Source organism: Arthrobacter sp. TS-15 (assembly GCF_006964045.1).
Lineage (GTDB): Bacteria > Actinomycetota > Actinomycetes > Actinomycetales > Micrococcaceae > Arthrobacter.
The window spans coordinates 113,092-128,866 of record NZ_SDXQ01000008.1; the positions used below are offsets into that span (position 1 = coordinate 113,092).

At 61.0% G+C, this 15,775-nt stretch carries 16 protein-coding genes; 12 read left to right on the forward strand and 4 right to left on the reverse strand.

The window, feature by feature from the left end; all coding sequences use genetic code 11:
- Positions 1-3: 3 nt before the first annotated feature.
- Genes EU811_RS04335 through pknB form a run of 5 tightly spaced genes read left to right on the forward strand, consistent with a single transcriptional unit; the run spans position 4 to position 8,353 of the window.
- Entirely contained in the window at positions 4-1,719 is a 1,716-nt protein-coding gene (locus tag EU811_RS04335) for a PP2C family protein-serine/threonine phosphatase (RefSeq protein WP_142937275.1), read from the forward strand.
- Positions 1,716-3,143 (forward strand): FtsW/RodA/SpoVE family cell cycle protein, encoded by a 1,428-nt coding sequence (locus EU811_RS04340; RefSeq protein ID WP_142937276.1) that lies wholly within the window; start codon positions 1,716-1,718, stop codon positions 3,141-3,143. The genes EU811_RS04335 and EU811_RS04340 overlap by 4 nt, the downstream gene beginning before the upstream one ends.
- Entirely contained in the window at positions 3,140-4,597 is a 1,458-nt protein-coding gene (locus EU811_RS04345) for a penicillin-binding transpeptidase domain-containing protein (protein ID WP_142937277.1), read from the forward strand. Before EU811_RS04340 ends, EU811_RS04345 begins: the two co-directional genes overlap by 4 nt.
- Entirely contained in the window at positions 4,594-6,435 is a 1,842-nt protein-coding gene (locus EU811_RS04350) for a protein kinase domain-containing protein (RefSeq protein WP_142937278.1), read from the forward strand. The genes EU811_RS04345 and EU811_RS04350 overlap by 4 nt, the downstream gene beginning before the upstream one ends.
- 10 nt (positions 6,436-6,445) lie before the next feature.
- Positions 6,446-8,353: a Stk1 family PASTA domain-containing Ser/Thr kinase gene (gene pknB / locus EU811_RS04355; protein ID WP_142937279.1), complete on the forward strand. Its 1,908-nt coding sequence runs from the start codon at positions 6,446-6,448 to the stop codon at positions 8,351-8,353.
- Positions 8,354-8,363: 10 nt separating this feature from the next.
- Here pknB and EU811_RS04360 read toward each other — a convergent pair whose 3' ends face one another.
- The 3 genes from EU811_RS04360 to EU811_RS04365 are packed head-to-tail and all read right to left on the reverse strand — an operon-like array spanning position 8,364 to position 10,003.
- Positions 8,364-9,005: an aminodeoxychorismate/anthranilate synthase component II gene (locus EU811_RS04360; protein WP_105691191.1), complete on the reverse strand. Its 642-nt coding sequence runs from the start codon at positions 9,003-9,005 to the stop codon at positions 8,364-8,366.
- Positions 9,002-9,172 (reverse strand): hypothetical protein, encoded by a 171-nt coding sequence (locus EU811_RS23750; protein ID WP_011772805.1) that lies wholly within the window; start codon positions 9,170-9,172, stop codon positions 9,002-9,004. The genes EU811_RS04360 and EU811_RS23750 overlap by 4 nt, the downstream gene beginning before the upstream one ends.
- 3 nt (positions 9,173-9,175) lie before the next feature.
- The gene (locus EU811_RS04365) at positions 9,176-10,003 is read right to left on the reverse strand and encodes a class E sortase (protein ID WP_142937280.1); all 828 of its coding nucleotides are present in this window, start codon (positions 10,001-10,003) and stop codon (positions 9,176-9,178) included.
- A 158-nt stretch (positions 10,004-10,161) separates the two neighbouring features.
- Here EU811_RS04365 and EU811_RS04370 point away from each other — a divergent pair, with 158 nt between their 5' ends.
- The 7 genes from EU811_RS04370 to EU811_RS04400 all read left to right on the forward strand — a co-directional run bounded on the left by EU811_RS04370 (position 10,162) and on the right by EU811_RS04400 (position 14,910).
- A complete protein-coding gene (locus EU811_RS04370; RefSeq protein WP_142937281.1) occupies positions 10,162-10,416 on the forward strand; it encodes a cell division protein CrgA in 255 nt (84 codons plus the stop codon).
- A gap of 45 nt (positions 10,417-10,461) precedes the next feature.
- Complete coding sequence (locus tag EU811_RS04375) at positions 10,462-10,971, forward strand: methylated-DNA--[protein]-cysteine S-methyltransferase (RefSeq protein WP_142937282.1); 510 nt, start codon at positions 10,462-10,464, stop codon at positions 10,969-10,971.
- Positions 10,971-11,498, forward strand: a complete 528-nt coding sequence (locus tag EU811_RS04380) for an RNA polymerase sigma factor (protein WP_142937283.1) — start codon at positions 10,971-10,973, stop codon at positions 11,496-11,498. The genes EU811_RS04375 and EU811_RS04380 overlap by 1 nt, the downstream gene beginning before the upstream one ends.
- Positions 11,498-12,127 (forward strand): methylated-DNA--[protein]-cysteine S-methyltransferase, encoded by a 630-nt coding sequence (locus EU811_RS04385; protein ID WP_142937284.1) that lies wholly within the window; start codon positions 11,498-11,500, stop codon positions 12,125-12,127. Before EU811_RS04380 ends, EU811_RS04385 begins: the two co-directional genes overlap by 1 nt.
- Entirely contained in the window at positions 12,124-12,849 is a 726-nt protein-coding gene (locus tag EU811_RS04390) for an alpha-ketoglutarate-dependent dioxygenase AlkB family protein (RefSeq protein ID WP_142937285.1), read from the forward strand. The genes EU811_RS04385 and EU811_RS04390 overlap by 4 nt, the downstream gene beginning before the upstream one ends.
- Positions 12,850-12,953: 104 nt before the next feature.
- The gene (locus EU811_RS04395) at positions 12,954-13,553 is read left to right on the forward strand and encodes a DNA-3-methyladenine glycosylase I (protein WP_142937286.1); all 600 of its coding nucleotides are present in this window, start codon (positions 12,954-12,956) and stop codon (positions 13,551-13,553) included.
- Positions 13,554-14,283: 730 nt separating this feature from the next.
- Positions 14,284-14,910 carry a GyrI-like domain-containing protein gene (locus EU811_RS04400; RefSeq protein ID WP_142937287.1) on the forward strand — a complete coding sequence of 209 codons (627 nt, stop codon included), beginning with the start codon at positions 14,284-14,286 and terminating at the stop codon, positions 14,908-14,910.
- On the opposite strand, the gene EU811_RS04405 is transcribed toward EU811_RS04400, so the two are convergent.
- Positions 14,907-15,761, reverse strand: a complete 855-nt coding sequence (locus EU811_RS04405) for a rhomboid family intramembrane serine protease (protein ID WP_142937288.1) — start codon at positions 15,759-15,761, stop codon at positions 14,907-14,909. The genes EU811_RS04400 and EU811_RS04405 overlap by 4 nt on opposite strands.
- Between the last annotated feature and the right edge of the window lie 14 nt (positions 15,762-15,775).

Genomic DNA, 15,775 nt, shown 5'->3' on the forward strand with positions numbered 1-15,775 from the left:
TCCATGGCCTCCCCCGAGACCCCCAAAGGCCAGGAAAAGCCTGCGGAGCGCCCGCTCATCATGCGCTACGCCGCTCGTTCCGACGTCGGACGGATCCGCTCCAAGAATGACGACTCCGCATATGTGGGTCGCCATCTTGCCGTGGTGGCCGACGGCATGGGCGGTCACGCCGGCGGCGATGTCGCTTCCGCTTCAACGGTTCTGGACATGATCCACCTTGATCATGACGACTATCCGGAGGGTGCGGACACCGTCCTGGCCGACGAGATCCAGACCGCCAATTCCCTTCTTTCCGAGCTCGTGCACCAAAATCCCAAGCTTTCGGGGATGGGCACCACCGTGACAGCCCTGCTTTTGGAGGGCCGCAAGCTCCACTTCGCCCACATTGGCGATTCCCGCGCCTACAGGCTGCGCAACAAGAAGTTTGAACAGGTCAGCATTGACCACACGTTCGTACAGCGGCTCATTGACGAGGGCCGGCTGCGCCCGGAGGAAGCCGAAACGCATCCGCACAAGAACGTCTTGATGCGAGTCCTCGGCGACGTCGATGCCAGCCCCGAGCTGGACCTGGATGTCCTGGATGTGGAACCTGGCGAACGCTGGCTGCTCTGCTCCGACGGACTCAATTACGTTGCCGGCCACGTGGTGGAGCGCATGGTCCGTGAGACCAAGGACCTACGCGAATGTGCTGAGATCCTTGTTGACCTGACCCTTGAAGCCGGCGCCCCGGACAACGTCACCGTGGTGATGTTGGAGATTGCGGAGGAGACCGACGACGACGTCAACACGGCCGCCGTCGACGTCGTTCCGGCAGCGGCGCTTGCCGCGGTTGACGAGCCTGACGCGGTGACGGCCACCAAGTCCGCCGATGATGTGGCTGCGGACAAAGCTGTAGAAGACAGCAAAACCGAGTCGAAGCCCAAAGCCGAGCAGCAGGCAGGCGCTGGATCGTCGTTTAGTGCGGGCAATCCTGACAACAAACAAGACGCGGCTGACGACACTTCAACCGGCGAGTCCACTGAACCTCCTGCCACCACCGACCCGCACCTCGGCGAGCATTTGTCGGCGGAAGTGCTGCGCGAGGAATTGGCCAGTCGGCCTCATGAGCTTGTTGGTGCAGCTGCAACCGCCGCCGAAACGGGCTCCATTCCCACGGTGGCCGGCCGCACTGTGGCACGGAGGGCAGCTACTGTCCTGACACACAAGGCTGAACAGGACCGCCTTGAGGTGGAAGAGCCGCCGCGACGCCGCGTGCGCTGGTTGATGCCTGCGGTTGCAGCGGTGGTTGTCCTGGGTGTGGTGGTGGGCCTCTGGCTTGGCTATGCCTGGACCCAAACGCGCTACTACGTGGGCGAATACGATCAGCGGGTCGCCATCTTCAACGGAATCTCTCAGCGGCTCGGCCCCATTCAACTTTCCCGGCTTGAAGCCGTAACCGATATCAGGGTGGATTCATTGCCGGAATACGGCCAACAGAGCGTACGCCAGACAGTACCGGCGGGCGACCTCGACGGTGCGCAGGACATCGTGGAGAACCTGCGGAACACCGGCAGCGCCTCTGCGAACTGCCCCAGCCCCGCGCCCACGGCCGCGGGCACCGCGTCGGGATCGGCAACCCCTACGCCAGCACCTACGGCCACTGTGCCCATTCCCAGCACGGCCGCCGTCGCCAGCCCCACTCCTTCGCCCGTCCCGACTCCCTGTGAGGCGGCCAAATGATGCAGACTGAGATAGCCCCCAAACCCCGCCGGAACGTTGAGCTGGTGCTCATCGTCCTGGCCCTTGCCGTGGGCATCGGCGCCAGTGCCTTGGTGAGTATCAACTCGGAAGTCGGACTCGATAGCGACTTCTGGTTCCAGTCCAGCCTTTTGGCCGTGGCTGCTTTCGCATTCCACGTCGTCCTCAGGCTGCGCGCGAAGTATGCAGACCCGGTAATACTTCCCATCGTGGTTGCGCTCAATGGCCTCGGCCTGGCGTTGATCCACCGGATGGACGGTCCCGGGGACGATACGGGCAACAACCAGCTCCGGTGGACCCTTATTGCCATGGCGGTCTCCATAGCCGTGATCTGGTTCCTCAAAGACCACCGGATCCTGCGCCGGTTCACGTACATCTCCCTGGCGGTCAGTGCGTTCCTCCTGGTCCTTCCTTTGATCCCCGGCATCTCCGCGGGTGAAATCCTTGGCGCTCGGGTCTGGATCCGCGTTGGGCCCATGACGTTCCAGCCCGGTGAAATCGCCAAGATCACCCTGGCCATATTCTTCGCAGGGTATCTGTCCTCCAACCGGGACCTCATTCTGCTGGCGGGCCGGAAGATCGGCCCCATGCAGTTCCCCCGGTTCAAGGACCTTGGCCCCATGATCACCGCCTGGCTGGTGAGCATCGGCGTCCTCGTCTTCCAGCGCGACCTCGGATCTTCCATCCTCTTCTTCGGCCTGTTCATTGTGATGATTTACGTGGCCACCAGCCGTATCTCCTGGGTGGTCATCGGCCTGCTGCTGATTCTGGGCGGAGGCTTCATTGCTTCCCAGATCTTCTCCCACGTCGCTTTCCGCATCGATAGCTGGATCAATGCCTTCACACCGGAGGTCTTCGGCAGGTCACCCGGCGGTAGCGGCCAGATCGTGGAGGGCTTGTTCGGCATGGCCGACGGCGGCCTGGTGGGCACTGGTCTTGGCCAGGGCCGGCCGGATCTGGTCCCGTTCGCCAACAGCGACATGATTGTGGCCCTCATTGGTGAAGAGCTCGGCTTGATAGGCCTCTTCGCCGTGGTGATGCTGTACATGTTGCTCTTCACCCGCGGTTTCCGCGCAGCTTTGGGCACCCGGGACGCTTTTGGAAAGCTCCTCGCCTGCGGCTTGTCCTTTGCCATTGCCCTGCAATGCTTCGTAGTGATTGGCGGCGTCACCCGGCTCATCCCCTTGACCGGCCTCACCACTCCGTTCCTCGCAGCCGGCGGCTCTTCGCTTCTGGCCAACTGGATCATCGTTGGCCTGCTGCTCATGATCTCCAACACGGCCCGCGGCCCGGTGGACACCACCCCCATGGTTAACAAACCGCCCGCAAGCAGCACGCCGGACAGCCGCAAGCCGGCTACAGGACAGACACCCAGCGCACCAACAGAGGCGGTGAAGCAACAATGAACCAGGCTATTCGCAGCAGCTGGATGGCTGCCGTCGCCATGTTCGCGTTGATCTTCGGCGCCATTAGCTACGTTCAGGTGATTGGTGCTGACGACCTCAACGCCAACCCCTGGAACCAGCGCGCTGTTTTGGCATCCTTCTGCAACGAGCGCGGCTCCATCATTGTGGGTGGAAAACCGGTGGTTGAGTCGGTTCCCGGAACGGAGTCCTGCGCCTTCCAGCGCCAGTACAACCAGCCACAGCTGTATGCCGGCATCACCGGATACTTCTCCAAATTCTTTGGTTCCACCGGCTTGGAACAGTCCATGGGGGAAACCTTGGCGGGCAACTCTGATCAGCTGTTCCTGGATCGCATGAGCCAGATGTTCCTCGGTAAAGAGCCCAAGGGAGCATCTGTGGAGTTGACCTTGGATCCTGCCCTTCAGCAGTTGGCCATGGATCTGATTCCTGAAGGCCAGCGGGGCTCCATTGTGGTCACCAACCCCAAGACCGGCGCCATTTTGGCCATGGCTTCCAAGCCGACCTATGATCCCAACCTGATTGCCACCCATGACCGGACCACAGCGGAAGCAAATTATGCACAGCTGAACCAGATTCCGGGTATCAACCTGAACCAGAACGTCAGCGGTCCTACAGGTAACCTGCTTTCGCCCGGCTCGGTCTTCAAGCTCATTGATACTGCTGCGGCACTGAATTCCGGTAAGTACAACAAGGACAGCGAACTCCCGAATCCCAGCAGCCTTCCCTTGCCCGGCAGCAGTGCCAGCCTGCCCAACTATGCCGGCGGCAACTGCAACGTCCGCGAGACAGCGTCCTTCGCGTTTGCCCTGGAGCAGTCGTGCAACACCCCGTTTGCGAGCATTGCACTTGACCTTGGCCAGGACGCCATCAGGGAACAGGCGCAGAAGTTCGGCTTCGGCCAGGATTTCGGTGACCAGCTCAAGCTGCAGCAAGCCATCAGCGTCTTCCCGGAGGACCTGGACCAGGCCCAGTTGGCACAGTCGTCTGTGGGTCAGCGCGATGTGAAGGCCACGCCGCTGCAGATCAACATGATGACGGCGGCCATTGCCAACGGTGGGGTGCAGATGAAGCCCAACCTGGTTGAGGCCATCCGTGCGCCTGATCTTCGGGTCATCAACGAACCCAAACCTGAAAAACTGCGGACCAGCACTACGCAGCCAATCGCCAGCCAGATCACTGAGTGGATGACCAGTGCCGTAGACAATGGCATTGCCAAGGGTGCAGCCGTTCCGGGCGTCAAGGTGGCCGGCAAGACAGGTACCGCCGAGCTCGGCGATTCAGGTTTGAATAACTCATGGTTTACCGGGTTCGCCCCGGCAAACGACCCGCAAGTAGCCGTCACCATTGTCATGGAGAGTGTGGACGTGCTAACCGGGGCCCAGCTAACCAGTCCGAACGCAAAGAAGATTTTTGAGGCGGTGTTGAATAAGTGAGGCCTACTTCAGGAATCACACTCGGCGGCAGGTTCCAGCTGACCAGTCGTATTGCGATTGGCGGCATGGGCGAGGTCTGGAAGGCCAAGGACCAGATCCTGGGCCGGATCGTTGCCATCAAGGTGCTTAAGGAGGAATACACGGGTGACCCCGGCTTCCTCCAGCGCTTCCGTGCCGAGGCACGACACACCGCGCTGCTCAACCACGTGGGCATCGCCAATGTCTTTGACTACGGCGAGGAAGCCGGTTCGGCCTACCTGGTCATGGAGCTTGTGCCCGGACACCCGCTGAGTGGCATCCTTGAGCGCGAACAGGTCCTGTCTCCGGACATGACGCTCTCCATCATTTCCCAGACAGCACGCGCCCTGGCAGTTGCGCACGCGCAGGGTCTGGTCCACCGTGACATCAAGCCGGGCAACCTGCTCATCACGCCGGACAACCGGGTCAAGGTCACCGACTTCGGCATTGCCCGATTGGCAGATCAGGTGCCGCTCACGCAGACCGGCCAGGTCATGGGCACCGCCCAGTATCTGGCTCCGGAACAGGCAACCGGACAGACGGCAACGGGATCCTCGGACATCTATTCGCTCGGTGTCATCGGCTATGAGTGCCTTACAGGCCACCGACCGTTCTCCGGTGAATCGCAGATTGCCATTGCCCTCGCCCAGGTAAACGACGCACCGCCGCCCCTTCCGGAGACGCTGCCCACGCCCGTGCGCGCCCTCCTGATGTCCATGCTGGCCAAGGATCCCAAGAACCGCCCGGCCAACGCCATCAAGCTGGCCGAAGCCGCTGAAGCCATCCGCAACGGTGACATCGCCACGGCGCACGCCGCCGTACCCGGCATGCTGTTGTTCGAATCCACTACCGGGCCCATCACGGCACCGGTGGACACCGCAACGGCACCCACCGGCGTCGTCACCTCGCCTTACGGCAAGGAGCAGTCGACGACGGCGACCTCCGCACTTCCGGTGCTGGGCGCCGGCGCTGCAGGAGCTGCTTTGGGAGCCGCAGCCGCATCTGACAACCCCCTGACGCGGGCGAACGCCTTGGAGGCAGAGCGTCAGCTCACCGACGACGAAGAAGTGGTCTACACCGACGACGAGAACTTCGATGACGCTGAGCCGGAGCGCAAGAAGCGCAGCCCGTGGACGTGGCCTCTGGTGGCCCTGATCCTTCTGGTCCTGTTTGCTTTGGTTGGTTTCCTGATCTCCCAGTCGGGATTCTTCTCGCCGAGCCCCGCGCCCAGCGAGTCCACCACCACCAGCACCAGCCGGAGCGCCAGCCCTACCTCTACGTCGGCCACCCCGACGCCGAGGCCCTCGGAGACCACTGAGGCACCCCAGCCCACGCAGTCGGTTCCCCAGAAGATCAACGTCATTCCTGAGCAGTACCAGGGCCAACCTTTCGAGACGGTGAGCGGTCAGCTTCGCGCTTTGGGTCTTGGAGTGAACGGTCAGGAAGTCTTCGACGACACCGCTCCCGTTGGAATCGTTATTAGCCTCAACCCCACCGGTCCTGTTGACCCGGGACAAACCATCACCGTGACCTACTCCAAGGGCCCGGAATTGGTGGCCGTACCTGCCATCGCGCCGGGAGTTGACGAAGCCCGGGTCCGGCAAGCCATTGAAGGAGCCGGACTGCAGTGGGTGGCAGGAGAACCCGTCAACGGTGCCATCGGCCAGCAGCCGGGAACGTTCGTGCGTTCCTCACCTGCGGCCGGCACCCAGGTGGCAGCGGGCTCAACGGTCACTTACTACCTGTCCAAGGCTCTGGTGCCCACCGAGCCTGAAACTCCCACTTCCACTCCCAGCGGCTCCGCCAGCCCCAGGAACTAAGTAAGCCGCCATGTCAACGCCACGTCCAGGTCCTGCGCACCGAGAGGAGAACACGCCCGTGTCTTCCCAGCGCATCCTCAATTCCCGCTATGAACTTGGCGAGTTGATCGGTCGTGGCGGCATGGCCGACGTTTACCGGGGAACAGACACACTGCTGGGACGCACCATCGCCGTCAAGGTGCTACGCGCCGACCTTGCCCGGGACCCCCAGTTCCAGGCCCGTTTCAAACGCGAGGCCCAGGCTGTCGCCGCGTTGAACCACCCGTCCATTGTGGCCATCTTCGATACCGGGGAATACTCGGTTCCTGGAGGCCCGGGGGAAGACGTGCGTGTCCCGTACATCGTCATGGAGTACGTGGCCGGACGCACGCTGCGCGACATGATCAAGGCCAACGAGCTTGGCGTTGAGGATTCCGTCGGTTTTACCCTGGGTGTCCTCGGCGCTCTCGAATACAGCCACCGCGCAGGCATCGTCCATCGCGACATCAAGCCTGCCAATGTGATGGTCTGTGCCGACACCGGCGATGTAAAAGTCATGGACTTTGGCATCGCGCGCGCCATGGCCGATTCTGCCGCCACAATGACCCAAACGCAGGCCGTGGTGGGCACCGCCCAGTACCTTTCGCCGGAGCAGGCCCGTGGTGAAACGGTGGATGCACGCAGTGACCTCTACTCTGCCGGTTGCCTGCTCTTCGAACTGCTGACCAGCAGGCCTCCGTTCATCGGCGATAGCCCAGTATCGGTGGCCTACCAGCACGTCCGTGAAATCCCGGACCTGCCCAGCGCCCATAATCCCGAAGTTTCCGAGGCACTGGATTCCGTCCTGGTAAAGGCGCTGCAGAAGAGCCGCACGGATCGGTTCCAGGACGCGGCAGCCTTCCGCCGCGCCCTGCGTGCGGCAAGCAATGGCATCCCCGTGCCCGCTGTGGCAGCCAGCGAGGCTCCCACGGACCCCAACGACCTCGTTGATCCTGAAGACCCGGCAACAGAGCTTTTGAGTGCCACGGCCGTGGGCTTCCTCGATGCCAACCAGTTCAAAGATGAGCCTCTTGATCCGCCCCAGGAAGAACCACTTCCCTTGGGCCTCCCTCCGGAACGTGAGCTGCCGGCGGCCCAGAAGTCCCGGCGTCGTGCCTGGGTTGCCACGTTGGTGATCTTCACAATCCTGGTACTGGCTGGCGGCGGTTTCTGGCTCTACAGCCTCATGAACATGCAGCCGCCGCCCCCCGCGAAAATAGCCGTGCCGGTGGTAACAAACATGTCTGAATCACAGGCCATCCAGGAACTGTACTCAGCCAAACTGAAGCCCAAATCAGTTCGCGAGCCAAGCGACACCGTGGCCAAGGACATGACCATTGGGACATCACCGATAGCCGGTGCCTTGTTGGAACAGGATGCTGAAGTCATCCTGAAGATATCCAATGGCCCCAGCTCAGTGATCATCCCGGCGGACATCGTGGGGCGCACTGAACCGGACGCACGCGAAGCTTTGCGGCGGCTCGGCATCACAGGCGAAGTAGTGACCGCCTTGACCCACAGCCCAACTGTCCCCGCGGGCGTAGTGCTCGGCACGGCTCCCGCACCGGGCGGCGCGATCGCCGTGGAAAGCAAAGTGGAGCTGCAGGTATCCACCGGCAAGGTCCTCATGCCGCAGCTGATCGCCTTGCCGTTGGCCGAAGCGGAAGCCGCGCTGAAGGCCAACGGGCTCAACATCGCAGTTGTGGAACAGGAAAACTCGCAGGTTGCAGCTGGGACAGTCACGGCTCAAAGCGATGCCTTCAACACCGAGGTGCCTCAGGGCAAGGTTGTCACTGTCACGGTGGCGAAGGCCCCGGCTCCACCACCCACACCTACTCCCACGCCGACTCCCACGGAGACTGAGAAGCCGACCCCGACGCCTAAGCCCACCAAAAAGTAAGGAACCTCACCTACTGCTTGATGAGTGGACTCAGTTTCGAGGCTCGTTCGGCCGCACCGGTCATGCCCAGGGACTCCAACCAGTTGCCCAGCATCTGATACCCGCCTTCGGTGAGCACCGATTCCGGGTGGAACTGGACGCCGCAGAGGGGAGCGGTCTTGTGCTGCAGACCCATCACCACTCCGTTGGTTGTCTCGGCGGTGATTTCCAAAACGTCCGGGATGGAGTCCCGAACCGCCGCCAGGGAGTGGTAGCGGGTTGCCGTCACGGGCGACGGGAGACCAGCAAAGACACTCTTGCCTTCGTGCTGGACGGGTGAGGTCTTGCCGTGCATGAGTTCCGGTGCGTGTGTCACCACTCCGCCGTAGGCCTCGGCCAGGGCTTGATGTCCCAGGCAGACACCGAACATGGGCTTGGCGGCCTCGCCACACCACTTGATGAGCTCTATGCAGACTCCTGCTTCGGCTGGCGTACCCGGGCCGGGGGAGACCAGGACGCCGTCGCGGCTTGCTGCCAGCTCTATGGCCTCTGCCAGCGTCACGTCGTCGTTGCGGACCACCGTTGTTTCGGCACCGAGTTCCTGGAGGTACCCCACCAAGGTGTAAACGAAGCTGTCGTAGTTATCCACTACAAGGATTTTTGTTGTGCTCATGGCTGCTGCACTGAACCAATCGTTGAGTCGGTCAAAGTGGTGAATTGGGAGAACCACGGGAAGAGGAACTCCACCATCAGTACCAGGGCTACGCCCACCAGTACCAAGGATGTCAGGATCCGCACCCACAAGGGTCCCGGCAGATTGCGGAAGATCCACGCGTACATTGGTTACCCCTTTCCGTGTGCCCGGGCTACTTGGGCGGCGATTTCCGACGGCGGCCCGGCTGAGGCAGGTTGCCAACTATCCAGCATCGAGTAAGCGATGATGCGTTCCTGTGCACCAAACCTCGGGTTGCAACTGGTCATGGTGAGGATACTTTCCGTGGGCTGGACTCCCGCTTCGGTGGGAACGGGCATCAGGACGTCCGTACGGTCCGGGAGGACGATCTGGTTGTTGCGGAAAACGTAGGTGTAGTAGCCGTCTGCCGTCTGGATGTAGATCTTGTCTCCGGGAACCAATGTGTGGATGTTGTCCAGGACTGCACCGTGGGTTTGACGGTGGCCAGCTACCGCAAAGTTGCCCGGCGCGCCAGGCATGCTGGTGCTTCCGTAGTGGCCCAATCCCAAGGTGTCCAGAACGTCCGAGCCCGTGCCTTCGATGATGGGGCGTGTGTAATCCGGGCCGAAACGGGGGATGTACATGATCCCGATCATTCCCGCGTAGGCGGGCGCCGGTGTAACCACCGGAGGTCCATAATCCACGGGGGAGGCAGGCGCCGCAGGGGTTATGGGGCCGGAGAATTCCTGAGCAAAGCTCTTGACCGCTTCTGTCTGCTTGGCGTCAGCTTCCACGTTGGTCCACCATAGTTCCCAGCCCACAAAAAGGAGGAGCACTATGCCTGCCGTAATCAGCAGTTCACCCAGAATCTGACTGATCTTACGGACAACGTCAGAGGCCCGGAGTCGCTTGCGTGGGCGCAGTTCGTGCCCATGGCTGGCGGACGGCATGGCGGAGGCCGCCGTCTGCTGCTGATGCGCCACAAGGTCTCCTTGCATAGGGCGCGGGCGGCACAGGCGGACCCCCGGTTGCGGCTAGACTTGACAGCTAGAACCAACCCGGAACGCCGTGTGGCCGTTAACCGCTGGAATTTTCCTTCCTGCAGGATATCAAGGCTGGCGGAAACGGGTATTAAACCGAACAGCCAGGAGGATCCGTGCCCGAGTCCAAGCCCCGCAAGCGGCCTGCCCGTCAGGCCCAGCAGACTTCCGCAGCACAGCAGTACAAGCCCAACCCGGTTTGGTACAAGGCTGTCATGTTCGGCCTGATGATCCTCGGCTTGGTCTGGATCATTACTTTCTACATTACCGAGGGCCAGTTCCCCGTCCGCGAGTGGGCCTCGTGGAATATCGTGGCCGGCTTCGGCATAGCGATCGTCGGATTCCTGATGACCACACGCTGGCGCTCCTAGGAATTCCGCACCTCACATTTCCGTGCCCGTGAACGTCTACAAGATATGAGAAGCCGGCACGCAACCTTGGATTCCCCGCTGGGGCAGTTGACTTTGACTGCCCGCGGGGAATTTTTGACGGGGATCTTCTATGAGGGTCACTGGCATATGCCTTCGGAGGACTACTTTGGGGATCAGACCGGGATGGACGATCCGGTGTTCGCACGGACTCGGACCGAGCTCACCGAGTACCTGAATGGTCATCGGACTATGTTCGATGTTCCTTTCGAGGCAGTCGGAAACCCGTTTCAAGAGAAGGTCTGGGAACGACTGCAACATATTCCGTTCGGTGAAACCGTCAGCTACGGGCAGCTGGCCGCAGAACTGGGGGATCCCCATCTGGCTCAGGCGGTGGGCTCTGCTGTGGGACGCAATCCCATCAGCATCGTCATTCCTTGCCACCGCGTGGTGGGGCGTCATGGTCAACTCACCGGGTACGCAGGTGGGCTTCGGAATAAACGGTTCCTCCTGGAATTGGAAGAGCCGGTAGAGGTGCGGGAGGGCAAGCTGTTCTGATGAAGCCCAGGCAGATGGTCGACAAGAAGCCGTTCGAATCCGTGGTCCATGAACATGGCACCACAGTGCTTCGGGTGTGCCGTGCCATTCTTGGCGTGCACGACGCCGATGATGCATGGTCAGATACGTTCCTGGCTGCCCTTCAGGCATACCCGGCACTGCCTCCCGAAGCGAATGTTGAAGCCTGGCTGGTCACCATCGCCCACCGGAAGTGCATCGACCATGTACGGGCCGGTACCCGCCGTGCCCTGCCGGTTGACCTTCCACCTGAGCAAGCGTCCAGTCTCGGGATTCCTGGTGACGGCCACGATGAACTGCTTGAGGCCCTTGCGGGTCTTCCCACGAAGCAGCGCCAGGCGGTGGCCTACCACTATTTAGGGGGCCTTCCCTATAAGGATGTTGCTGCTTTGTGGGGCGGCACCGCCGAGGCTGCCCGTCGCGCCGGAGCTGACGGCGTGAAGTCTCTCCGCTCTGCCCTCGCCTCCCACCAGTCGCTGGCCCGCACATCCTCGAAAGGTGACATCTGATGACCCTTGAACTCAGTCCCGATCACGCCGAGGTTCTTTCGCTCCTCCATCCCTTGGACATCGGGCTCGAACCGGCCATTGCCAGCCTTCATGCCCGCTTGGCGCGCGACGCTCAGCTCACCCACACTTTGGACGTTGCTTACAGGATTGTGGACTCCCCGCTGGGTAAGCTCCTTTTGGCTGCTACGGACCGGGGAATTGTCCGTGTCGCTTTCGAGCTGGAAGACCACGACTCCGTCCTTCAGTTTCTGGCAAGCACTGTCAGTCCGCGCATTCTTCAGGCTCCGGCACGTTTGGATGACGCCGCCCGTGAACTCGACGAGTACTTCAAGGGCACCAGGACGGAGTTCGATCTCACGCTGGATTTCCGGCTATCCCGCGGTTTCCGTCTCAATGTCCTGCGTCACCTGCCTCGGATCCCTTATGGCAGCACAGCCAGCTATGCCCAAGTGGCCCAGGCAGCCGGCAGTCCCAATGCTGTCCGGGCTGTCGGAACCGCTTGTGCTACCAACCCCTTGCCCCTCATTGTGCCCTGCCACCGGGTAGTAAAGTCTGACGGCAATTTCGGTGGCTACCTTGGTGGAAGCGAGGCCAAACGCGCACTGCTCCGCCTTGAGGCGGCGGCATGAGCGACGACGCTTTGTTTCCGCGGGAGCTCGTTCAGCCGGAAAGGCACGACGCCGGTCCCCGCCTGATTGCGCCCGGGGCCGTCCATGTTCCTGCTTGGCTTACCCTTGAGCAGCAACGATGGATAGTAGCCCGCTTTGGCGAATGGACCCAAGGGCCGGTTCCCCTCCGTGCCGCTACTCTTCCGGGCGGACATCAAATGTCGGTGAGAACTGTGTGCTTGGGTTGGCATTGGCAGCCTTACCGTTACACACGGGAAGCCACTGACGTCAATGGCCGTCCCGTGCTCGATTTCCCGGACTGGATGGTGCGCCTGGGGCGGAAAGCAGTGCAAGCGGCCTACTCCTCAGGCTATGAGGGCGTTGAAAGTGACGAAGCGCTGAGCGCACTGGCGAACAAGTACACGCCCGACGCCGCGCTGGTGAACTTTTACGACGACGGTGCCGCCATGGGAATGCATCAGGACAAGGACGAGCGTTCCAACGCCCCTGTGGTCTCCCTGAGCATTGGTGATACGTGCCTGTTTAGGTTTGGCAATACCCAAACCCGGACCAAGCCATACACAGACGTTGAGCTTCGGTCGGGAGACCTCTTCGTCTTTGGAGGACCGTCCAGGTTTGCTTATCACGGGATCCCCAAAGTTTTCCCAAAAACGGCGCCGGATGGCTGCGGCCTCTCGCAGGGACGGATCAATATCACTATGCGAGTCACGGGCTTGTCATGATGCCGGGGTCCCACCTCAAAAATGTCCGAGGCTCCGGGGAGAATATTCCCGAAAGCTGAATTACCGCCTTGGCCCTCGAGTTGGCCGGCATCGAAGGAGCGTGCATGACCGCGGATAGTGGCATAGTCGTGGGTGAGGATGGTTTGGCGCGTCCGCTGTGGGCGTCCTCGGATCCCCTCATGCAGGCCTACTACGATCACGAGTGGGGAATGCCCGTCCGCGATGAGCAGGGCATGTACGAGCGCATCAGCCTCGAAGCGTTCCAAGCGGGTTTATCCTGGGCAACCATTCTTCGGAAACGGGATGCCTTCAGGGCAGCGTTCCTGGACTTCCATCCGGAGAGTGTCGCGGCCTTCACCGAGGCCGATGAGGAACGGCTCATGCTCGACGCCGGAATTGTGCGCAACCGATTGAAAATCAAAGCGGCCATCACCAACGCCAAGGCCACCATCGCGTTGCGCGAAGAGGGCGGTCTTGTGGACTTCGTCTGGTCGTTCCAGCCGCACACCACTCCCAAACCCACCACCATGGCGGACATCCCTACCACCTCGCCGGAGTCGATCGCCTTGTCAAAGGCATTGAGGAAGAAGGGTTTCGCTTTTGTGGGACCCACCACGATGCATGCCCTCATGGAAGCCGTGGGAATCATTGACACCCACTTGATGGACAGTCATCGGCGGGGGACCTCCGGGGTATGGGTCTAACCCGAACCCCGGCGGGCCTGCGGCCCCGATAGTCCACAGAGCTGTCCACAGAAGTGTGTAACTTTATCCACAGGCGTGGATAACTTCTGTGGACATCCACGTACCAGGGTCCATTATTGGTGCCAGTCCGGCGATCCGAGGGCACAGGGCATCCAACTCCACTTATGCCCACTGTGTATTGCGCTGTGGATAGTCCACCAAGCTTCACTAGGAATTCAGCACTTTAGGATTGTCGGCTTCGCCAAATGCGCTCTTTGGAGTGCTTCTTGACTTACATCCACCACCTGCGCGCTATGCCGCCGTCTTGATGAGCGGCGGGAAAGTTACCCACTTAACAACAGCCCCCTGCACACAAGTTATCCACAGCTGGGGAAAAACTTGTGGGTTTCGACTCCGGGATCCCTGGTTTGCAGGCGAACAGGAGACCCTTGTTCCCTCTGAACTACAGCTATGTAAGTTATTAACACTGTTGATAAGCCTGTTGATACTCGGCTCTCCACGGCGTCATTAACAGGCTTGTCCACAGATGCTGGTGAAGTCGCCCTTTTGTCCACATTTCCGTTGCCGCGGGGGACAAAGTTATCCACACGTGTGGAGAAACCCATGCCTTTCGGGGGATATCTTGCAATTTGACGAGTCCTCGGACGGCCAAGGTGGATAACTACATGCGTGTAAGTTACACACACTGTGGATAACACCTGTGGATAAGGTCTCGGAGTACGGTGGTGGCATGAAGAGCGATCATAAGAAGCTGATACCCAGTTACAGGGCCAGCCACGGGCACTTTTCGGTCATCACGGTTCCCGTTATGCAGTACCTGATGATCGACGGTCACGGGGACCCCAACACAGCCCAGTCCTATAAGGATGCGCTAACAACGCTGTATCCAGTCGCCTACGCTTTGAAGTTCCTCAGCAAGCGCGAGCTCGGCCAGGATTACACAGTGATGCCGCTGGAGGCGCTGTGGTGGTCCGATGACATGGATTCATTCACCCTTACCAGGGACAAGTCACGCTGGGACTGGTCGCTGATGAATATGGTCCCCGAGTGGATAACCAGGGAACACCTGAACATAGCGCGGGAGACGGTCGCCACGAAGGGGGAAGGACCCGTTGTGGAGGCTCTCCGTCTGGAACCGTTCAACGAGGGTTTGAGCGTGCAGACACTACACGTAGGTCCGTATGACGATGAAGGACCAGTGCTGGAGGAGATGCACAACAAATTCATTCCGGAACAGCAGTTGGTGATGACCGGCAAGCACCACGAAATTTATCTCAGCGATCCTCGGCGCACCGCACCGGAGAGGCTCAAGACCATCCTGCGCCAGCCCGTCATGAAGGCCGGAGAGGCCAGCTAACCTGCAGTGACGCGGAACCAGGTGACCACGGCCAGCAGGCCCGCTACCAAAACGAGTCCTCCAGCCTGGAGAAGTGCTTGGTTTTTGCCCTTGGGAGCATAGGCGATCGCTGCAGCAGCAAGGCCACCGGTGATCAACCCACCCAGGTGGGCCTGCCACGCAATGCTGGGCACGAAGAAGCCAATGGCGCCATTGATGGCGATCAAAATCCACAGCTGCTTGGTTTCTCCACCCCTATGGCGCTGCACAACAAGCATGGCGCCGAAGAGGCCGAAAATGGCACCGGAAGCACCCACTACTCCCACCGGCGGGAATGTGGGAGTCAGGGCAAGGAAGCCCACGGAACCGCCAATTGCGGAAATAAGATACACAGCCAGGAATCGGATCCGCCCGAGCAAAGGCTCAAGGGCCTGTCCGAAGATCCACAGCGTATACATGTTCAGGACGATATGGAGCAGGAAACCCTGCGAGTGCAAAAACGCTGCCGTGACCATGCGCCATGGCTCACTGACAGCAAAAATGTTGGCGAACGCAAAATTCTCGAAGACCGCGTCACCGGGCACAATCCACTGAAGGACATAAACCAGTGCGCACAAGCCGATGATCACGTACGTCACCAAAGGCCGGCCTACTGCCAAGGCTCCGCCATACGGGGAGCGGTATGTCGGCGTCGTACGTTTTTGTTCGTTGACGCAGTCAACGCATTGGAACCCGACGGCGGCCGCCCGCTGGCACTCGGGGCATGCAGGGCGCCCGCAGCGCTGGCACCGCACATAGGAGGGCCTGTCCGGGTGCCTGGGGCACACCGGAATTTCAGCGGACGGCTCGGCCGACGGAATTCCGTAACTCATGGGCTCTGGTTCAG